This is a genomic window from Salipiger sp. H15, from assembly GCF_040409955.1.
Taxonomy (GTDB): domain Bacteria; phylum Pseudomonadota; class Alphaproteobacteria; order Rhodobacterales; family Rhodobacteraceae; genus Salipiger.
Genome location: NZ_CP123385.1, coordinates 970,605 through 990,860 on the forward strand (window position 1 = coordinate 970,605; position 20,256 = coordinate 990,860).

General features: G+C 68.1%; 18 protein-coding genes. 8 read left to right on the top strand and 10 right to left on the bottom strand.

Annotated features, from left to right (window positions below; translation table 11 throughout):
• Window positions 1-3 precede the first annotated feature (3 nt).
• From PVT71_RS18875 to nqrF, 5 genes are read left to right on the top strand one after another with little or no spacing between them, the layout of a single operon-like run.
• A complete protein-coding gene (locus PVT71_RS18875) occupies window positions 4-1,203 on the top strand; it encodes an NADH:ubiquinone reductase (Na(+)-transporting) subunit B (protein ID WP_353473987.1) in 1,200 nt (399 codons plus the stop codon).
• Window positions 1,196-2,005, top strand: coding sequence for a Na(+)-translocating NADH-quinone reductase subunit C (locus PVT71_RS18880; RefSeq protein WP_353473988.1), 810 nt, complete (start codon window positions 1,196-1,198; stop codon window positions 2,003-2,005). The genes PVT71_RS18875 and PVT71_RS18880 overlap by 8 nt, the downstream gene beginning before the upstream one ends.
• Window positions 2,005-2,661, top strand: a complete 657-nt coding sequence (locus PVT71_RS18885; protein WP_353473989.1) for an NADH:ubiquinone reductase (Na(+)-transporting) subunit D — start codon at window positions 2,005-2,007, stop codon at window positions 2,659-2,661. The genes PVT71_RS18880 and PVT71_RS18885 overlap by 1 nt, the downstream gene beginning before the upstream one ends.
• A complete protein-coding gene (gene nqrE, locus PVT71_RS18890) occupies window positions 2,661-3,269 on the top strand; it encodes an NADH:ubiquinone reductase (Na(+)-transporting) subunit E (RefSeq protein WP_353473990.1) in 609 nt (202 codons plus the stop codon). The genes PVT71_RS18885 and nqrE overlap by 1 nt, the downstream gene beginning before the upstream one ends.
• Before the next feature lie 20 nt (window positions 3,270-3,289).
• The gene (nqrF, locus tag PVT71_RS18895) at window positions 3,290-4,513 is read left to right on the top strand and encodes an NADH:ubiquinone reductase (Na(+)-transporting) subunit F (protein ID WP_353473991.1); all 1,224 of its coding nucleotides are present in this window, start codon (window positions 3,290-3,292) and stop codon (window positions 4,511-4,513) included.
• Between the two features lie 77 nt (window positions 4,514-4,590).
• Here nqrF and cynS read toward each other — a convergent pair whose 3' ends face one another.
• The 7 genes from cynS to PVT71_RS18930 form a co-directional block, all read right to left on the bottom strand.
• On the bottom strand, window positions 4,591-5,058 hold the full coding sequence (gene cynS, locus PVT71_RS18900; RefSeq protein ID WP_353473992.1) for a cyanase: 468 nt from the start codon (window positions 5,056-5,058) through the stop codon (window positions 4,591-4,593).
• 26 nt (window positions 5,059-5,084) lie between these two features.
• Complete coding sequence (locus tag PVT71_RS18905; protein WP_353473993.1) at window positions 5,085-6,806, bottom strand: bifunctional protein-serine/threonine kinase/phosphatase; 1,722 nt, start codon at window positions 6,804-6,806, stop codon at window positions 5,085-5,087.
• Between the two features lie 88 nt (window positions 6,807-6,894).
• Entirely contained in the window at window positions 6,895-7,740 is an 846-nt protein-coding gene (locus PVT71_RS18910) for a formate/nitrite transporter family protein (protein ID WP_353473994.1), read from the bottom strand.
• 38 nt (window positions 7,741-7,778) lie between these two features.
• The gene (nirD, locus tag PVT71_RS18915) at window positions 7,779-8,120 is read right to left on the bottom strand and encodes a nitrite reductase small subunit NirD (protein ID WP_353473995.1); all 342 of its coding nucleotides are present in this window, start codon (window positions 8,118-8,120) and stop codon (window positions 7,779-7,781) included.
• Window positions 8,117-10,588 carry a nitrite reductase large subunit NirB gene (gene nirB / locus PVT71_RS18920; RefSeq protein WP_353473996.1) on the bottom strand — a complete coding sequence of 824 codons (2,472 nt, stop codon included), beginning with the start codon at window positions 10,586-10,588 and terminating at the stop codon, window positions 8,117-8,119. Before nirB ends, nirD begins: the two co-directional genes overlap by 4 nt.
• A 463-nt stretch (window positions 10,589-11,051) precedes the next feature.
• The gene (locus tag PVT71_RS18925) at window positions 11,052-11,504 is read right to left on the bottom strand and encodes an Rrf2 family transcriptional regulator (protein ID WP_353473997.1); all 453 of its coding nucleotides are present in this window, start codon (window positions 11,502-11,504) and stop codon (window positions 11,052-11,054) included.
• Window positions 11,505-11,570: 66 nt separating this feature from the next.
• On the bottom strand, window positions 11,571-11,954 hold the full coding sequence (locus tag PVT71_RS18930; RefSeq protein WP_353473998.1) for a VOC family protein: 384 nt from the start codon (window positions 11,952-11,954) through the stop codon (window positions 11,571-11,573).
• Window positions 11,955-12,086: 132 nt separating this feature from the next.
• On the opposite strand from PVT71_RS18930, the gene PVT71_RS18935 reads away from it, so the two are divergent.
• Window positions 12,087-13,532 carry a hypothetical protein gene (locus PVT71_RS18935; RefSeq protein WP_353473999.1) on the top strand — a complete coding sequence of 482 codons (1,446 nt, stop codon included), beginning with the start codon at window positions 12,087-12,089 and terminating at the stop codon, window positions 13,530-13,532.
• 15 nt (window positions 13,533-13,547) lie between these two features.
• Here the strand turns inward: PVT71_RS18935 and PVT71_RS18940 are convergent, their stop codons facing one another.
• Window positions 13,548-14,309: an NAD kinase gene (locus tag PVT71_RS18940; protein WP_353474000.1), complete on the bottom strand. Its 762-nt coding sequence runs from the start codon at window positions 14,307-14,309 to the stop codon at window positions 13,548-13,550.
• Window positions 14,310-14,494: 185 nt separating this feature from the next.
• Between PVT71_RS18940 and glyA the strand changes: the two genes are divergently transcribed.
• Together glyA and PVT71_RS18950 are read left to right on the top strand one after the other, a co-directional pair.
• Complete coding sequence (gene glyA, locus PVT71_RS18945; RefSeq protein ID WP_353474001.1) at window positions 14,495-15,790, top strand: serine hydroxymethyltransferase; 1,296 nt, start codon at window positions 14,495-14,497, stop codon at window positions 15,788-15,790.
• A 233-nt stretch (window positions 15,791-16,023) separates the two neighbouring features.
• The gene (locus tag PVT71_RS18950; protein WP_353474002.1) at window positions 16,024-17,643 is read left to right on the top strand and encodes an MFS transporter; all 1,620 of its coding nucleotides are present in this window, start codon (window positions 16,024-16,026) and stop codon (window positions 17,641-17,643) included.
• A gap of 6 nt (window positions 17,644-17,649) precedes the next feature.
• Here PVT71_RS18950 and PVT71_RS18955 read toward each other — a convergent pair whose 3' ends face one another.
• Window positions 17,650-19,269: a mechanosensitive ion channel family protein gene (locus PVT71_RS18955; protein ID WP_353474003.1), complete on the bottom strand. Its 1,620-nt coding sequence runs from the start codon at window positions 19,267-19,269 to the stop codon at window positions 17,650-17,652.
• 209 nt (window positions 19,270-19,478) lie between these two features.
• Window positions 19,479-20,132 (bottom strand): peroxiredoxin, encoded by a 654-nt coding sequence (locus PVT71_RS18960; RefSeq protein WP_353474004.1) that lies wholly within the window; start codon window positions 20,130-20,132, stop codon window positions 19,479-19,481.
• Between the last annotated feature and the right edge of the window lie 124 nt (window positions 20,133-20,256).

Consider the following 20,256-nt stretch of genomic DNA (forward strand, 5'->3'; position numbering starts at 1 on the left):
ACCTTGGGTCTGCGCAATTTCTTCGATCGGATCGAGCCCCAATTCCTGAAGGGCGGCAGGTTCGAGAAATACTTCCCCATCTACGAGATGGTGGAGAGCTTCATCTACACCCCGAAGACCGTGACCACCGTCGCGCCCCATGCCCGCTCGTACATCGACATGAAGCGGATCATGACCTACGTGGTGCTGGCGACGATCCCCTGCGTCCTCTTCGGCATGTACAACACCGGCCTGCAGACCAACCTCGCGATCGCCGAATACGGCGCCTCGGGCTGGCGCGCGGCGATCATCGACGGGCTCGGCATCGGCTTCAACGCCGCCAACCCGATCGCCAACATCCTGCACGGGCTGCTCTATTTCCTGCCGATCTACATCGTGACGCTGGTTGCGGGCGGCATCTTCGAGGTGATCTTCGCGGTGATCCGTCGCCACGAGGTGAACGAGGGCTTCCTCGTGACCTCGATGCTCTACACGCTGATCATGCCCGCCACCGCGCCGCTCTGGCAGGTCGCGCTCGGCATCATCTTCGGCGTGGTGATCGGCAAGGAAGTCTTTGGCGGCACTGGCAAGAACTTCCTCAACCCGGCGCTGGTCGGCCGTGCCTTCCTCTACTTCGCCTACCCGGCGCAGATGTCCGGTGACAGCGTCTGGACCCCGGTCGACGGCTTCTCGGGCGCGACCGCGCTGGCCATCGGCGCCAGCGAAGGCGCCGCCGCGCTGCCGCAGCACGGCATCAGCTGGATGGACGCCTTCGTCGGCACGATCCAGGGCTCGTTCGGCGAGACCTCGACCATCGCCTGCCTGCTGGGCCTTGCCTTCCTGCTGGCCACGAAGATCGCCAACTGGCGCCTGATCGTCGGCTGCCTTGCGGGGATGATCGGCTTCTCGTCGCTGCTGAACGTCATCGGCTCGGACACCAACCCGATGTTCGCCATGCCCTGGTACTGGCACCTGGTGATCGGCGGCTACGCCTTCGGCCTCGTCTTCATGGTGACCGAGCCCGTCTCGGCCAGCCACACCAACGTCGGCCGCTACATCTACGGCGCGCTCATCGGTTTCATGGTCGTGATGATCCGTGTGATCAACCCGGCCTTCCCGGAAGGCATGATGCTGGCAATCCTGTTCGGCAACGTCTTCGCGCCGCTGATCGACTACTTCGTCGTCCAGGCCAACATCAAGCGGAGGGCCAAGCGCAATGTCTGACACCAACGCAAGCAAGGGCTTCGTCCGCCGCTTCCTCGACATGCCGCCGGATTCCACCGTCAAGACGGTGACCGTGGCGGTGGTGCTCTGCCTCCTGGCCTCGATGGTCGTGTCGGCGGCGGCAGTGTCGCTGCGCCCGGTGCAGGACGCCAACAAGCTGCGCGACAAGCAGATGAACGTGCTTGAAGTGGCGGGCGTCTACGAACCCGGCATGAACGTGGCCGAGGCCTTCAAGGACTTCGAGCCGCACGTTCTGGAACTGGCCACCGGCGAGTTCACCGACAAGTACGACGTCGCGACCTTCGAGGAGCTGGCGGCCTCCGGCGACCCGGCGATCGTGCGCGCGCTCGACGAGGACCCGGCGGGTCTCGGCGGCAAGCAGCAGATCTTCCAGACGGTCTACATCCTGCGCGACGCGAACGGCGCGATCGACAAGGCGGTGCTGCCGATCGAGGGCTATGGCCTCTGGTCCACGCTCTACGGCTTCATCGCGCTGGAAGAGAACGGCAACGACATCTACGGCCTGCAGTTCTACCAGCAGGGCGAGACCCCCGGCCTTGGGGCCGAGGTGGACAACCCGCGCTGGAAGGCGCTCTGGAACGGCAAGAAGCTGCGTGACGAAGACGGCACGCTGCAGATCACCGTCGCCAAGCAGGCGCCCGCCGCCGGCCAGGACTACTATATCGACGCGCTGGCCGGGGCGACCCTGACCTCGCGCGGTGTCGACAACCTTGTCCGCTTCTGGATGGGTGAACAGGGCTACGGCCCGTTCCTCGAGCGGCTTAAGGCAGGAGAGATCTGATGGCCCAGCAGACCCGCAAATCGCAGCTCGTCGATCCCTTGATCGACAACAACCCGATCACCCTGCAGGTGCTGGGCATCTGTTCGGCGCTCGCGGTGACCTCCTCGCTGAAGGTGGCGCTGGTGATGGCCATCGCCGTGACGCTGGTGACCGCCTTCTCGTCGATGTTCATCTCGATGCTGCGCAACCAGATCCCGAGCTCGATCCGGATCATCGTGCAGATGGTCATCATCGCCTCGCTGGTGATCGTGGTGGACCAGCTGCTCAAGGCCTATGCCTACGAGATCTCGAAGACCCTGTCGGTCTTCGTCGGCCTGATCATCACGAACTGCATCGTGATGGGTCGCGCCGAGGCCTTCGCCATGAGCAATCCGCCGGTGGCGAGCTTCGTCGACGGCATCGGCAACGGCGCGGGCTATGGTCTGATCCTGATGGTCGTCGGCGTGATCCGCGAGCTCTTCGGCTCGGGCTCGCTGTTCGGCGTCACCATCCTGCCGACCGTCAACAACGGCGGCTGGTACGTGCCGAACGGCCTGCTGCTGCTGCCGCCCTCGGCCTTCTTCGTCATCGGCCTGCTGATCTGGGCGATCCGCACCTGGAAGCCCGGCCAGGTCGAAGAGCGTGAATACAAGATCCAGAGCGTGGAGGCGCACTGATGGAAGGTCTCATCTCTCTCGCGGTCAAGGCGGTTTTCGTCGAGAACCTTGCCCTGTCCTTCTTCCTGGGGATGTGTACCTTCATCGCCGTGTCGAAGAAGATCTCGACCGCCATGGGTCTTGGCGTCTCGGTGATGATCGTGCAGGCGATCACCGTGCCCGCCAACAACCTGATCCTGACCTACCTGCTGGCGCCCGGCGCGCTGGCATGGGCGGGCTTCCCGGACATCGACCTGACCTTCCTCGGCCTCATCTCCTACATCGGGGTGATCGCCGCGCTGGTGCAGATCCTCGAGATGGTGCTCGATAAGTACTTCCCGCCGCTCTACAACGCGCTCGGCGTCTACCTGCCGCTGATCACGGTGAACTGCGCCATCCTCGGTGGCTCGCTGTTCATGGTGGAACGGAACTACGACTTTGCCGAAAGCCTCACCTACGGCGTGTCGTCCGGCTTCGGCTGGGCGCTGGCGATCACCGCGATGGCCGGTGTGCGCGAGAAGCTGAAGTACTCGGACATTCCCGTCGGTCTTCAGGGTCTTGGCATCACCTTCATCACCGCGGGCCTGATGGCCATGGCCTTCATGTCCTTCAGCGGCGTGAAACTCTGAGGCAGGAGGACTAGGAACACATGGAAACTTTCAGCCTCGGCGTCATCCTCTTCACCCTGATCGTGATCGCGCTGGTGACCATCATCCTGATGGCGCGCGCACGTCTGGTGTCGACGGGCAACGTCAACATCACCATCAACGGCGAGAAGACTATCTCGGTCCCGGCCGGCGGCAAGCTGCTGCAGACCCTCGCCGGCCAGAAGCTCTTCGTGCCCTCCGCCTGCGGCGGCGGCGGCACCTGCGCGCAGTGCCGGGTGCGGGTCCATTCGGGCGGCGGGTCGATCCTGCCCACCGAAGAGAGCCACATCACCAAGCGCGAGGCCGCCTGCGGCGACCGCCTGTCCTGCCAGGTCGCGGTCAAGCAGGACATGGAGATCGAGGTCCCCGAAGAGGTCTTCGGCGTGAAGAAGTGGGAATGCGAGGTCATTTCCAACGAGAACGTCGCGACCTTCATCAAGGCGCTGGTCCTCAAGCTGCCGGAAGGCGAGAACGTCAACTTCCGCGCCGGTGGCTACATCCAGATCGAGGCCCCCGCGCACAAGCTGTCGTACAAGGAGTTCGACGTCGCCGAGGAATACCGGGGCGACTGGGACAAGTTCAACCTGTGGCAGTACGAGTCGACGGTCACCGAGCCGATCGAACGCGCCTACTCCATGGCGAACTACCCCGAAGAGCGCGGCATCATCATGCTCAACGTCCGCGTGGCCTCGCCGCCCCCGGGCTCGACCGGCATCCCCGCCGGGCAGATGTCCTCGTACATCTTCAACCTCAAGCCCGGTGACAAGGTCACCATCTCCGGCCCGTTCGGCGAGTTCTTCGCCCGCGAGACCAAGAAGGAGATGGTCTTCATCGGCGGCGGCGCGGGCATGGCCCCGATGCGCTCGCACATCTTCGACCAGCTCAAGCGGCTCGAGAACCGCGACCGGAAGATCTCGTTCTGGTACGGCGCACGGTCCAAGCGCGAGATGTTCTTCGTCGAGGACTTCGACCAGCTGGCCAAGGAATTCGACAACTTCGAATGGCACGTCGCCCTCTCGGACGCGCTGCCCGAGGACGAGTGGAAGGGCTACACCGGCTTCATCCACAACGTGCTCTACAACGAGTACCTGAAGAACCACCCGGCGCCCGAGGACTGCGAGTTCTACATGTGCGGCCCGCCCATCATGAACCAGTCGGTGATCAACATGCTGCTGGAACTGGGCGTGGACCGCGAGGACATCATGCTCGACGACTTCGGCGGCTGAGCCGGACGACGGACACGAAAAAAGGGGGGCCTCGGCCCCCCTTCCTGCATCCGGTCGTCCGCCGAGGCTGGTGCGCCTCACCAGGCGTTGTAGCCGAGGTACTTGCCGGACATCTCGATCTTCACCCGGTCGCCCTTCTCGTGCGGCACACGGGTCACCTCCATGTCGAAGTCGATCGCCGACATGATGCCGTCGCCGAACTCCTCGTGGATCAGCGCCTTGATGGTCGGCCCGTAGACGCCGACGATCTCGTAGAGCCGGTAGATGCAGGGATCGGTGGGCACGGTCTGGCTCCAGACCTTGGTCGGGCTCTCGGCCAGCACCTCACCCGCTTCCTCGGGAAGCTCGAGCAGTGCCACCAGCGCGGCGGCCTTGGCGGGGGGCATGGCGTTCATGCCCACGCAGGCGGAATGGGTCCAGACCGGCGACATGCCGATGGCCCCGGCGATGCCCTCCCAGCTGAGGCCGGCGCGCTTCTTGGCGGCGAGGATCAGCGCCGCGACATCGTCCTTGGTCAGATCCTGCGGAATGAGTGCGTCCTTCATGGCAGTTCTCCTTTCGGGGGTGAGGGTCAGCCGCCCAGATGCGCGGCAAGGATCAGGCAGAGCGCGGCGAGGATCGCGGAGGTCGCTTGCCAGAAACGGACGGGATTGCGGGCCGCCAGCGGGCGGCGGTGCGCCGCCTGCCAGCCGGGCGAGGGGCGGCGGAGGCTCGCGAGGAACTCGGACAATGCATCAGGGCGGCGCAGCGGGTCGGGATGCAGCGCGCGCTGCAGCGCCTCGTCCATCCAAAGCGGCACGCCGCTGGTCTCGTCACTGGCCGAGCGGTAGGCGAGCCGCATCTGGTCGCGACGCGAGGCCACTCTGGCCACCTGCGTGCCATAGGGAAGCACACCGGTCAGCATCTCGTAGGCGATCACCGCCAGCGCGAACATGTCCGACCGCCAGCTGACCACGTCGCCCGACAGGTACTCGGGCGCGGTGTACTGGTATGTGCCGGGCATCTCTCCCAGCAGGCCGGGTGTCGCCTCCTCCACCCCGGCCACGGCGACCGAGCCGAAGTCGATGATCCGCACCGTGCCGTCGCCGTCGATCAGCAGGTTCTCGGGGCGGATGTCCTGGTGGATCATCTCGCGGCGGTGGAGGGCGCGCAGCCCGTCCGCCACTTGCGTGACGATGCCGCGCACCTCGTCCAGCGAGGGCTTCGGGTGGTCGGTCATCCACTGGCGCAGGGTGACGCCCTCGACAAACTCGGTGACGCCGTAGAGCGCGCTGCGTGGGCCGGGCAGGGGGGCGGCGCGCAGCACGTGCGGGCTGTCGATCCGCCGCGCCACCCAGTCCTCGAGCAGGAAGCGTCGGCGGGCGTCCGCGCTCTCGGCGATCTCGGAGGCGGGGATCTTCAGCGCCACCTTCGCCCCGTCCGGTGCGGCGGCAAGGAAGACATGGCTGCGCGGCGAGTGGTGCAGCGCGCGCAGGATGCGGAAGCCGTCGATCTCGTCCCCGGGCCTCGGCAGGGGCGGCACCGGCAGGACGGTGGCCTCGGCGCCGAGCGCGGCGCTGCCGGGCTCGGGCAGGGCGTCGACGCGCAGCACCTGCGCTGTCAGGTTGTCGCGGCTGCCGCGCTGGAGGGCAAGGCCGACGAGATGCTCGGCCACGGCGTCGAGATCGGGCGTCCGGTCGAGCGCCGCGCGCAGGTCGCGCCCGGTGATATGGGCGTGCACCCCGTCTGTGGTCAGCAGGAAGACGTCGCCCGACTGCAGCGCCACGCGGCGGTGGTCGAGCCGCAGCTCGGCCGAGACTCCCATCGCGCGCGACAGCATCCCGCCGCTCACGTGGTCCTCGGTCAGCGGCTCGAGGCTGTCGCCGGCAAGGCGCGAGATCCGGCTGTCTCCGACGTGGAAGAGATGCGCCTCGCGCCCCTTCAGCACCATCGCCGAGAGGGTGCAGACGAAGCCGCGGTCGGGATCGCCCGGCGCCACGGCGCGGCTCTGCCCGTGGAGCCAGGCATTGGTCGCCGCGATCACCCGCCCGGCGGCGGTCTGCACGGTCCAGCTCTCGGGCGTGTCGTAATAGTCGGTGACCAGCGCGGCGACGGCCATCTCGGCGGCGGTGCGGGCGTGCGGGCTGGTCGAGATGCCGTCCGCCAGCGCCACCACCGCGCCCTTCAGCGCCAGCTGCGTGCCGCCGGGCAGCAGCGCGCCGTGGAAGTCCTGCATCTGCGGCTTCATGCCCTGCCGGGCATGCTGGCCGAGCGACAGGTGCAGGGTCTGGGGCAGGGCGGTGTCTCTGGGCATCTCGGGCTCCGGTCCGGCGCGGGGTCTGGAAAAGGCACAAACGAAAAGGGGCCCCGCGCGGTGGCGGGGCCCAAGGCGAGGTCAACGCTTATTCGGCCGGCATGCGCACCGCGTCGTCGTTGCGGCCCGCGTTGCGCTTCGGCGATTCACGGAAGTGGGTCGAGTAGATCATGCCGCCGACGAAGGTCAGGCCGCCCACGAGGTTGCCGATCACGGTCGGGATCTCGTTGTAGAGGAAGTAGTCCGCCCAGGTGAACTGCCCGCCCATCATGATGCCCGAGGGGAACAGGAACATGTTGACGATCGAGTGCTCGAAGCCGAGGTAGAAGAACACCAGGATCGGCATCCACATGGCCATGATCTTGCCCGAGACCGAGGTGGACATCATCGCGGCGACGACGCCGGTCGAGACCATCCAGTTGCACATCACGGCGCGCACGAAGAGGGTCAGCATGCCGCCCATGCCGGCCGCGGCGTAGCCGAGGGTCCGGCCTTCACCGATGTGGCCGATCTTCTCGCCGACCGCGTTGGGGGCGGTGGTGAAGCCCATGGTGACGATGATGGTCATGAACACCGCGACGGTCAGCGCGCCGGCGAAGTTGCCGGTGAACACCAGGCCCCAGTTGCGCAGCACGCCGCCCCAGGTGCATCCCGGGCGCTTGGCGATGACCGCCAGCGGCGCGAGGGTGAAGACGCCGGTCAGCAGGTCGAAGCCCATGAGGTAGAGCATGCAGAAGCCGACCGGGAACAGCAGCGCGCCGACCAGCGGGTTGCCGGTGTTGACGGTGATGGTGATCGCGAAGGCCGCGGCCAGCGCGAGGATTGCCCCGGCCATGTAGGCGCGGATGAGCGTGTCCTTGGTGGACATGAAGATCTTGGATTCGCCGGCGTCGACCATCTTGGCCGCGAATTCCTTGGGAGCGATATACGACATGATGCGTATCCTTTGCTGAAGGGGTTCGGGGCCCGGGGTCAGGCGCCCTGTTGGAGGTTGAGGTAGATGTCCCGACCGTCGAGACGGACGGGGAAGGAAGCGGTGCGGCCTTCGTCGGCGCCGGTGGCGGCACCGGTTTCCAGCGAGATCACCCAGTTGTGCAGGGGGCAGGTGACGCAGCCGCCGTGCACGATGCCCTGGCTGAGCGGCCCGTTCTTGTGCGGGCACTTGTCCTCGAGCGCGAAGATCCGGTCATCCGCGGTGCGGAAGACGGCAATCTTTGTCTCCCCGTTCTCGACGCAGCGCGCGCCTTGCGTGGGGATGTCGTCGATGGAGCCGATGAGGCGCCATGCATTGCTGTCGCGGGTCAGGGCGTTCATTCTGCGGGCTCCACGCTGGCGGGGGTTTTCGCCTCTTCGCCGAAGACGGCGAGCGGCTTGAACTCGTGCTTGTCGACGCCCGAGACGCGCTCGGACCAGGGGTCGGTCTGGGCAAACTGCTGGCTGAAGACGAAGCGCTCGTAATAGGCGCGGCGGCTGTCCAGGTCGTCGAGGATCGCGGCCTTGACCATGTCGTAGCCGACGCGGTCCGCCCATTTGTAGATGCGCTCGAGGTAGTAGCCCTGCTCGCGGTACATCTGGGTCATGGCGGCGGCGATCTCGATCACCTCCTCCTCGGTCTTCACCGTGCCGAGCTTGGTGGTGCCCTGGATGTGCAGGCCCGCGGCGCCGCCGTAGACGATCTCGTAGCCGCTATCGACGCAGATCACGCCGATGTCCTTGCAGGTCGCCTCGGCGCAGTTGCGCGGGCAGCCGGTCACGGCGAGCTTGACCTTTGCGGGCGTCCACGACCCCCAGAGGAACTTCTCGAGCTTGATGCCGAGCCCGGTGCTGTCCTGCGTGCCGAAGCGGCACCAGGTCGAGCCGACGCAGGTCTTCACCGTGCGCAGACCCTTGGCATAGGCGTGGCCCGAGACCAGACCCGCGGCGTTGAGATCGGCCCAGACGGCGGGCAGGTCTTCCTTCTTAACCCCCAGGAGGTCGATGCGCTGGCCGCCGGTCACCTTCACGTCGGGGATGGCGAACTTGTCCACCACGTCGGCGATGGCGCGCAGCTCGTCCGCCGAGGTCATCCCGCCCCACATCCGCGGCACGACGGAATAGGTGCCGTCCTTCTGGATGTTGGCGTGCACGCGCTCGTTGATGAAGCGGCTCTGCTGGTCGTCCTTGTACTCGCCCGGCCAGTCGCTCAGCAGGTAGTAGTTGAGCGCCGGACGGCATTTCGCGCAGCCATGCGAGGTCTTCCATTCCAGTTCCTGCATCACGGCGGGGATGCTCTTCAGCCCCTGCGCCTTGATAAGCCGGCGCACCTCGCCGTGGCCGAGCCCGGTGCAGCCGCACATGCCCTCGGCCTTCTTGGCGAACCCGTCGCCGAGGGTCAGCGCCATGACCGACTCCACCAGCCCCGTGCAGTTGCCACAGGAGGCGCTGGCCTTGGTGTGGGCGCGCACCTCGCCGAGGGTGCTGAGGCCCTTCTCGGTGATCGCCTGCACGATCTTGCCCTTGCAGACGCCGTTGCAGCCGCAGATCTCTGCGTCGGCCGAGAGGTTGGCGACCGCGGCGAGCGGATCGGCCGAGGCGCCGCCCTGGTGCGCCTGCCCGAAGATCAGCGTGTCGCGCATCGCCGAGACGTCCTCGCCGGACTTCAGCAGCTCGTTGTACCACATGCCGTCGGCGACATCGCCGTAGAGCACCGCGCCGATGACGCGATTGTCCTGCAGGATCACCCGGCGGTAGCTGCCGCGGGCGGCGTCGCGCAGCACCACGTCCTCGCGGTCGGGCCCGTCGCCGAAGTCGCCCACCGAGTAGAGGTTGATGCCGGTGACCTTGAGCTTGGTCGGCGTCTCGGCATGGGCAAAGGCGGCCTCGGAGGGCCCGGCGAGATGCTCGGCGGCGACATTGGCCATCTGGTAGAGCGGCGCGACCAGACCGTAGACGCGGCCATCCACCTCGGCGCATTCGCCGAGGCTGAAGATGTCCGGGTCCGAGGTGCGCAGCGCGGCGTCCGTCTGGATGCCACGGCCGACGGCCAGCCCGGCCTCGCGGGCAAGGTCGATCGAGGGGCGGATGCCGACGGCCATGACCACCAGCGAGGCCTCGATGACGGTGCCGTCCTCCAGCTCGACGCCCTCGACCTCGGTCTCGCCGAGGATGGCCTTGGTGTTGGCGCCGCAGCGCACCTCGATGCCGCGCCGCTCGAGTTCCTTCTGCAGCAGGTAGCCCGCCGCCGGGTCGAGCTGGCGCTCCATCAGGGTCGGCATGAGGTGCAGCACGGTCACCTCCATGCCGCGCGATTTCAGACCGGCGGCGGCCTCGAGACCAAGCAGGCCGCCGCCGATCACCACGGCACGGCCACCCCTCGAGGCCGCCCGCAGCATTCCGTCCACGTCGTCGAGATCGCGGTACGCCAGCACGCCGGGCAACTTGTGCCCCGGCACGGGGATGATGAAGGGCGACGAGCCGGTGGCGATCACCAGCTTGTCGTACTGGGCGGTGATGCCGCTGGCGCCGGTGACGCTGCGGGCCTCGCGGTCGATGCCGGTGACCTTCTCGCCGCGGTGCAGGGTGATGCCACGCTCTTCGTACCAGGCGTCGCCGTGGATGATGATGTCTTCAAAGGTCTTCTCGCCCGACAGCACCGGCGACAGCATGATGCGGTCGTAGTTCACGCGGGGCTCGGCATTGAAGACGGTGACGTCATAGGCATCGGGGGCGGCCTCGAAGAGGTGCTCCAGAAGGCGGCCGGGGGCCATGCCGTTGCCGATGATGACGAGGCGTTGCTTGGACATGAGGGGTCTCCGGTTTCAGCAGGAAGCGGAACGGGAGATCCCGGGCCGCGGCGATTTCTGTCAGGGAAAACGGAAGGTTGGCGCTTGCGTGATCCCACGATCCGATCCGTGTCGGAACGAAGTCGCAGCGCCTTTGCTGCCTGCCCTCTGGGGGCTCTTGACGGAAATTGCCGCGCCGTTGCGGCGGGGTCGCGGGGAAGATGCGACCTGATAAATCATTCGTTACGGTGGAATGTTATTTCCGCGCAAGAGATCTTTCGGGCCGGGGCGCAGGATTTCGCGGAAATCCGGGTCGCCGCCCGGCAGCTGAGTGCTGCACGTGCAAACCGCGGGGCTCCTGCGCTGATTTTCAGCAAAATGTTGACGACTGGCGAGTTGGCCCGGGGTCAGAGGCGGGGGTAGGCCCGCCGCAAGAAGGGGCAGGACATCCAGCCCCGGCGCCCCGACGTCCCGGGATTCGCCCTCAGGCGGGGTTCGGGTCCAGCGGCTCCGAGGGCACCGCCCCGAGCAGCAGCGAGAGCGTCCGCGGGTGGGCGGTCAGCGCATCGGCGAGGTTGTACTGGTCGAGTTGCGCGTAGAAGGCGAGCTTCGCCTCGCGCAGCGCCCGCGTCAGCCCGCAGGCGCCCTTGAGGATGCAGCTCGAGCAATCGACCATGGAGGTGTCGCCCTCCATGAAGCGGGCGATCTCGCCGATCCGGATCTCCGCCGCCGTGCGGGCCAGCTCGACGCCGCCGGACCGGCCGCGCGTGGTCTTCAGGAAGCCGCCGTCGACGAGGTTCTTCACCACCTTCATCAGGTTGCCGTGCGACAGCGCATGGGCCTGGGCGATCTCGGAGATCGAGACCAGCCGGTCCTGCTGCGCCCCGAGATAGAGGCAGACGCGCAGCGCGTAATCGGTGAACTTGGAAAGATGCATGGGCGCAATGTCGTCGTGGCTGGCGAAAATCTGCGGAAGATTTTCCGCGGCGTCAATCAGCGGCCGTCAGATCTCGTAGAGTTCCAGTGGCAGCCCGTCCGGGTCGGCGAAGAAGGTAAAGCGCTTGCCGGTCAGCTCGTCGACCCGCACCGGCTCGACCGCCACCCCCGCATCCTCGAGCCAGCGCACCGCCGCGCCCATGTCCGCAACGCGAAACGCAAGGTGGCGCAGCCCCCTGGCCTCGGGGCGCGAGGGGCGCTCGGGAGGCGCGGGGAAGCTGAAGAGCTCGATCTGCCCGCCGCCCGGCACCCTCAGGTCGAGCTTCCAGCTCTGCCGTTCGGCGCGGTGGGTCTCGGCGATCACCTCGAGCCCCAGCAGGTCGACGTAGAAGGCGCGGCTGCGGGCATAGTCGCCGCAGATCAGCGCCACGTGATGCAGGCCTTGCAGCATGGGCATCTCCCTGAAGTTTCCGCCTTCCTTATGGCGCGGGCGCGGGACCCGTCCAATGCGAAACATCTCGCCGGGGCGCGTTTACCTCCCGTTCAGCTTCGCGGCGCAGCCTCTCGGCAAAGGAGCCCCGCCATGAGCCTGCCGATCCCCTCCCTCCCGTTGCAGAGCCTGCCGACGCTGTTCGGCAGCCTGTCCCTCTCGCAGCTGCGCGCCAGCGCCGGCCCGGACGGGGCCAGCGCCGGGGTGAGCCTCGCCTCGATCGAGGTGTCGGAGGCGGCTGCCGATCCCGGCACCGGCACCGGCACGGGCGCGGCTGCACCGCGCAGCGCGGGGCCGGTGCTGCGGGCGGCGCAGGTCGGCATCGAGGCGCGGACGCAGGCGGAGGAGGGGTCCACGGACCACAGCCTTGCCGGCGCGCGGGAGCGCGGGCTGCAGCGCATCCGTGCCCGGATGCAGCACATGGCAAAGGCGCTCGAGCGGCTGCAGTCCGGCGTGGCGATCCGTTCGGGCGCCTCGGCGGGCGCCTATGCGCAGGACGATGCGCAGGTCACCTTCGCCAGCTACGGCGGCAATCTCGCGCTCTCGGCCTCGGCGGGGACCCTGTCGAATGTCGCCACGGGCACCGGGCATGACGCGCTCGCGCTCTCGGCGGAGCGGGTCGAGGGTGTCTATACCGACGTCGATCCGCAGCGCTCGGCGCAGGGGGGCAACGACGCGGTGGCGATCCGCGCGACCGAGGTTTCGCGCGTCTACACCGGCGCGGGAAATGACGCCGTGGCGATCGCTGCGCGCACCGTCACGGGCGTGAACACCGGCGCCGGAAGCGACGCGGTCGCCATCCTCGCGGATCGGGTGAGCGGCATCTACACCGATCGGAACCCCGTCGGGCGCGGCAGGGCGGTCAATGGCACAGGCAATGACACAGGCAATGACACGGTCACGCTGCAGGCGCGGCAGGTGCAGTCGGTCTACACCGGCGGCGGGGCCGACGCGGTGACCATCGCCGCGCAGAGCGTCGAGAGCATCTACACCGGCGAGGGCGACGACGCGGTGACGATCTCGGCGGCGGTGGTGGGCGGCATCTACACCGGCGCGGGGCGCGACGCGGTGAGCATCGAGGCGGGGGCCGGGCGCTCGCGCCTGTCCGCGGGTCCTTGGAGTACGGGCAGCCCGGTGGAGTCGCGGATGCTGGCCGCGCTCGGCAACGTGGCCGATATCGACACCGGCGCGGGGGATGACGCGATCACCCTCAGCGTGGCCGGGGCGATCTCGCTCGAGGCGGGGCAGGGCGATGACAGCATCACGCTTGGCGGCGGCACCGTCGCGTTGCGCTACGCGGCCGGTGACGGGAATGACAGCGTGTCGCTGGCCCCGGGAACCGAGGTGGTCGTCCAGCTTGGCGAGGACATCGCCGACTGGTCCGTCACGCAGGAGGGGGACAGCCTGCTGCTGCGGATCGGCGAAGGCTCGATCCGCTTCGATGGCGTAGCGGCGAGCGCCGCCATCGGCCTTGTCCGCTGGGGAGATCCGCAGGTCGAGATCCTGCACGCGCAGTTGCCGCTCGACGCCGTGGCCTGAGCCGCGGGCGCTGCGTCAGACGAACTGCTCGCGGATCAGCCGCTCTTCCAGCCCGTGGCCCGGGTCGAACATCACCCGGTGCGCCACGTCGGGGGCCGAGCGGATGTCGACCCGCACCACGTTGCGCACCGACTCGCTGTCCGCCTCGGCCATCACCGGGCGCTTCTCGTGCTCGAGCACCTCGAAACTGACCTCGGCGGCCTTGGGCAGCAGCGCGCCGCGCCAGCGCCGCGGGCGGAAGGCGGCGACGGCAGTAAGTGCGAGCACCTCCGAGCCGATCGGCAGGATCGGCCCGTGCGCCGAGTAGTTGTAGGCGGTCGAGCCCGCCGGGGTCGCCAGCAGCGCGCCGTCGCAGACCAGCTCGGGCAGGCGCAGCTTGCCGTCGACGTGGATCGCCAGCCGCGCCGCCTGCGGCCCGGTCCGCAGCAGCGAGACCTCGTTGATCGCCAGCGCCTCGTGCACCGTGCCGTCGACGGTGGTGGCCCGCATCGAAAGCGGGTTGATCACCGCCTCCTCGGCCTGCTCGAGCCGCTCTTCCAGCCGGTGCTCCGAATAGGCGTTCATCAAGAAGCCAACGGTGCCGCGGTTCATCCCGTAGACCGGCACGTTCAGCTCCTGCGTGCGGTGCAGGGTCTGCAGCATGAACCCGTCGCCCCCCAGCGCCACGATCACGTCTGCGCCGCGCTCGGCGTGGTCGCCGTAGCGGTTGCTCAGCGCGGCATGGGCCGCCTGGGCGATCGGCGCGCGCGAGGCGCAGAAGGCAATTCTCAGTGACATCGGGTCGGGGGTGTCCTGCGGTTTCCTGTCCCGTCCGGGATGTTCCGAAACAATCACAAGTTTTCCCGCGCCGCCAGAGAGGCCGGAAGAGAAACGCAAGCTGTCGCTTTGACGTCTTTGCGATCCGCGCGCTTTCCTTTACTCAGGCGCCGGAACTCGAATCCTTGACCCCCGGAGACTTGCCCATGACCGCCGCGCCCAGCGACACCGGCTTTTTCACCGAAGAGCTCTCGTCCCGTGACCCCGAACTCTTCGCGTCCATCACCGGCGAGCTTGGCCGCCAGCGCGACGAGATCGAGCTGATCGCGTCCGAGAACATCGTCTCGCGCGCCGTCATGCAGGCGCAGGGCTCGGTGCTCACCAACAAGTACGCCGAAGGCTACCCGGGCAAGCGCTACTACGGCGGCTGCGACTGGGTCGACGTGGCCGAGAACCTGGCCATCGAGCGCGCCAAGCAGCTCTTCGGCTGCGCCTTCGCCAACGTGCAGCCGAACTCCGGCAGCCAGGCCAACCAGGGCGTCTACCAGGCGCTGATCCAGCCCGGCGACACCATCCTCGGCATGAGCCTCGACGCCGGCGGGCACCTGACCCATGGCGCCAAGCCCAACCAGTCGGGCAAGTGGTTCAACGCCATCCAGTACGGCGTGCGCAAGCAGGACAACCTGCTCGACTACGACCAGGTCCAGGAGCTGGCCAACGCGCACAAGCCCAAGATCATCGTCGCCGGCGGCTCGGCCATCCCGCGCCAGATCGACTTCGCCAAGATGCGCGAGATCGCCGACAGCGTCGGTGCCTACCTGATGGTCGACATGGCCCACTTCGCGGGCCTCGTGGCCGGCGGTGAGCACCCGTCGCCCTTCCCGCACGCGCATGTGGCGACCACCACCACCCACAAGACCCTGCGCGGCCCGCGCGGCGGCATGATCCTCACCAACGACGAGGAGATCGCCAAGAAGGTCAACTCGGCGATCTTCCCCGGCATCCAGGGCGGCCCGCTGATGCATGTCATCGCCGGCAAGGCCGTGGCCTTCGGCGAGGCGCTGCGCCCCGAGTTCAAGGACTACGCCAAGCAGGTCATCGCCAACGCGCAGGCGCTGTCGGACCAGCTGATCAAGGGCGGGCTCGACACCGTGACCCACGGCACCGACACCCACGTGGTGCTGGTCGACCTGCGTCCCAAGGGCGTGAAGGGCAACGCGACCGAGAAGGCCCTCGGCCGCGCGCACATCACCTGCAACAAGAACGGCGTGCCGTTCGACCCGGAAAAGCCGACCGTGACCTCGGGCATCCGCCTCGGCTCGCCCGCCGGCACCACCCGCGGCTTCAAGGAAGCCGAGTTCCGCAAGATCGCCGACTGGATCATCGAGGTGGTCGACGGTCTGGCGGCGAACGGCGAGGACGGCAATGCCGAGGTCGAGGCCAAGGTGAAGGCCGAGGTCGAGGCCTTCCTCAAGGGCTTCCCGATCTACCCGACGCTCTGAGCCTCGGACGGATGACGGATCGAAGGGCGGGCCAAGTGGCCCGCCCTTCTCGTTTTCGCGCTGCCCTTTCCGCCGGTCCCGTGCCTCGGGCGGGCCGCTCTCGGCAAATACATGCAACCGGCATCTATTTTCCTGCCGCCCCCTTGGCGACGCAGCAAAAACCCGCTCTACCTTGACGGCAGGCCCCCTCGCTTCCGTCGCTTCCAGGGGCCGGCGACCAGCCCCCGAGCCACATGCCAAAATCCGCGTCGCCCCTTACCGTCCTGCGCATCCCCGCCTTCCGGGCGCGCTGGACCGCCTCGATGGCCTCGAATCTCGGCACGCTGGTGCAGTCGGTGGGCGCGGGCTGGATGATGACGCAGATCTCGGACAGCGACGCGATGGTGGCGTTGGTGCAGGCCGGGGTGACCGTGCCGACCATGCTCTTTGCCGTCTTCGCCGGGACGCTGGCCGACAACCGCGATCGCCGCCGGGTGATGATCGGCGCGCTGCTCTTCATGATGGTCGCCTCGGCGCTGCTCTGCGTGCTGGCCTGGATGAACCTGCTGACGCCCTGGCTGCTCTTGGTGCTGACCTTCCTGATCGGCACCGGCTCGACCTTCTTCAACCCGTCCTGGCAGGCCTCGCTCGGAGACATTGTGCCGCGCGCCGATCTTCCCTCGGCGGTGGCGCTGAACTCGATGGCCTTCAACGCCATGCGCTCGGTCGGCCCGGCGATCGGCGGGATCATCGTCGCGGTGGCGGGGGCGGCGGCCGCCTTCGCGCTCAACGCGGTGAGCTACCTGCCGATGATCGCCGTGCTGGCGCGCTGGAAGTCGCCGCCGCCGGACAGCACGCTGCCGCCCGAGCCGCTGCGCTTCGCGGTTGGGTCGGGGCTGCGCTACGTCGCGATGTCGCCGAACCTCGTCAACGTGATGTCGCGCGCCTTCCTCTTCGGCTTCGGCTCGGTGGCGGTGCTGTCGCTGCTGCCGCTGATCGCGCATGAACGGCTCGGCGGCGACGCCTCGACCTTCGGCATCATGCTCGGCTGCTTCGGCGTCGGCGCGGTGATCGGCGCGCTCAACAACGCGCGGCTGCGCGACCGGTTCGACAACGAGCACCTGGTGCGCTACGCCGCCGCGGCCGCGGTGACCGGCACCGCCATCCTCGCCGTGGCCCCGACGCTCTGGGCCTGCATCCCGGCGCTGCTACTGAACGGCATGGCCTGGACCGTGGCGCTGTCGCTCTTCAACGTGACGGTGCAGCTGTCGACCCCGCGCTGGGTGGTGGGCCGGGCCATCGCGCTCTACCAGTCGGCCAGCTTCGGCGGCATGGCGGCGGGCAGCTGGGTCTGGGGCTCGGTCTCGGACGGCTGGGGGCTGCCCACGGCGCTCATGGGCGCGGCGGTGGTGCTGGCGCTGGCGGCGCTGGTGGGCTTCCGCATGCCGCTGCCGGAATACGGCGATCTCGACCTCTCGCCGCTCGACCGGTTCAAGGAGCCGACGCTGCAGCTCGACCTCAAGCTGCGCAGCGGCCCGATCGTGGCGATGACCCAGTTCGAGATCGACCCCGAGGACGTGCCCGAGTTCCTCGCCATCATGGCCGAGCGGCGGCGGGTGCGGATCCGCGACGGGGCGCAGAACTGGGTGCTGATGCGCGATCTCGAGGATCCGCGCATCTGGGAAGAGACCTACCACGTCCCGACCTGGGTCGAGTACATCCGCCACAACACCCGCCGCACCAAGGCCGACGGCGGCACCTTCGAGCGGCTGCTGGCGCTGCACCGGGGGGGCGAGCGCCCGCACACCCGCCGGATGATCGAGCGCCAGTCGATCCCGCGGCGCCGCAGCGGGGTCTACGACTTCAACCTCTGAGCGGGCTCAGGTGTTGGTCTCCTCCTCGTGCCCCTCGTGCCCCTCGTCGCCTTCGCGGAACGAGGTCACCCGGTCCTCGCGCGCATAGTAGGGCTCGCCTTCCTCGGGCTCCGGGGCGGGCGTGTCCGGCGCGGCCTTGCCCCCGGCGCCCTTGCCCGCGTCGCCGAAGGGCGTGGCGGCGGGGGCGGCCATGTGCACGTGCATGTCGGCCTGCGGGAAGGGGATCGAGATGCCCGCGTGGTCGAAGGCCTCCTTCACCTGCCGGGTCAGGTCCCAGTAGACCGTCCAGTAGTCGTCGACCTTGGTCCAGGGGCGGCAGATGAAATCGACCGAGCTTGCCCCGAGCGCGTTGACCCGGATCAGCGGCGCCGGGTCCTCGAGGATCAGCGGGTGCTCGGCGACCACCTTCTCGAGCACCTCCTGCGCCGCCTCGATCGAGTCGTCGTAGCCGATGCCGAAGGTCAGATCGACGCGCCGCGTGTCGCTGGCGGTGGTGTTGGTGATCACGTCGCCCCAGACCTTGGAGTTCGGGATGACGATCACCTGGTTGTCGGGGGTCACCACGGTGGTCGAGACGATCGAGACCGATTTGACCGTGCCGCCGGTGCCCGCGACGGTGACGTAATCGCCCTCGTCGAAGGGGCGGTTGATCATGATCATCAGCCCCGCCGCGAGGTTGCCGAGCGTGTCCTGCATGGCGAAGGCGATGATGAAGGACGCGCCGCCGACCAGCGCGAAGAGCGGCGTCACGTCGATCCCCAGCGCGCTCAGCACGATCATCAGCCCGAAGGCGATGGTCAGCCAGTAGATCACCATCAGGATGAAGGCCTGCAGCAGCTTCGACAGGTCCGGCACGCGCGACAGCCCGCGCCGCGCCACGCCGCGCACCGTCCGCGCGATGATCAGAAGGCCCAGCAGCGAGCCGACGATGACCGCCACCCGCAGCGCCAGCTTGATGCCGCCGTCCTCGTCCGTCGCCCAGTTCACCGCCTGCGCCAGCAGCGTGCGCCAGTCGGCGCGCTGCGTCTCGTCGACGTGGATCGCGGCGCGGTAGGCGCGGAACTTGGCCACTTCGGCGGCGTCGCCACCCTTGGCCTCGAGCCCGTCCACCACGGTCGAGAGGTTCTCGAAGGCATTGTTGCGCAGTTCCACCAACTGCGTGAGCCGCTCGCGCGGCACCCCTTCCTCGCCGCCCTCCTCCTTGGCGAGCACGGCGAGCTGCTCCTCGACGACCGCCTTGGTCATGCCCTTCGCGGTGTTCTGCCAGGCCAGCGCCAGCTGGGTCATCTCCTCGACGGTCAGCGGCAGCGCGCGCATGGCGAGCTCTTCCGAGGGGATGGCGGGGTCGGTCAGGTCGGCGAGCAACTCGGCGTCGCTCTGCGGTGGCAGCGGTGCCTCGGCGGCCCCCTTCGCGCCGATCACGTCGGGGTTCGCCATGATCGCCTGGCGGCCGCGCTCCTCGGCTTTCCCGATGGCTTCCTCGGCGGGGGAGGGCGGGCTTTCGGCCTCGGAGCTTTCGGCCGGTGCGGGGGCGTCGGCGGTTTCCTGCGCGGCAAGATCGGAGCCGGCATGGACCATCAGGAAGACGAGCAGAACTCGGAGAAACGGCAAAATCGCGCGCGGCATGGCGGCCTCGTTTAAAATAGGTTTTTCAAAGGACTAAAACTATCCGGAACCTTGTGGCGCGAGTTTATCAGGTCGGCAGCGGTTGGGCACCACCCCAGAGCCGGACCGCGCGCGGGGGGGCCGAAACCACACCACCCGCCGGAGGTCCGGCGGGTGGCGAAAGCCTAGGGATCAGCGGGCGGCGCGGCGCGGGCGGCCGCGGGCCGGGATCACTCGGGGTTCTTGGCGAAGCGCAGGTAGGGCAGCTTGATGTCGAGCGCGCCGTATTTCTCGGTCGCCTGCTCGTTGTTCAGCGACAGGGCGACGATCACGTCCTGGCCGACTTCCCAGTTGGCGGGGGTGGCGAGCGGCTGCTGGTAGGTGCGCTGCAGCCCGTCGAGCGCGCGCAGCACCTCGGCGAAGTTGCGGCCCACGGACATCGGGTAGGTCATCATCAGCTGCACCTTCTTGTTCGGCGCGATGATGAAGACCGAGCGCACGGTGGCGCTGTCCGCCGGGGTGCGGCCGTCGGGCAGGTAGGCGTCGGCGGGCAGCATGTCGAGCGCCTTGGCGACCTCGAGCCCGTCATCGGCGATGATCGGGAAACCGGCCTCGGCCCCGGCAACCGCCTCGATGTCGCCCTTCCACTTCTTGTGCTCGGCGATGCCGTCGACCGAGATGCCCATCACCTTGGTGCCGCGCTTGGCCCATTCGTCCGAAAGCTGCGCGACGGCGCCGAATTCGGTGGTGCAGACCGGGGTGAAGTCCTTGGGATGCGAGAAGAGGATCGCCCAGCTGTCGCCGATCCAGTCGTGCAGGTCATACTCGCCCTGGTCGGTGACCACGTGGAGGTTCGGAAGGGTGTCGTTGATGCGCAGAGCCATGGGAATGTCCTTTCCTGCCCGAAGTCGTCGGCGTGAGGTCTCGCGGAATAGATACGGGCCGGGTTTGCGTTGTAAAGACCCCGCTTGCGGCGCGGGCGGCGGAGTGACACTGTGCCGCTTGGGA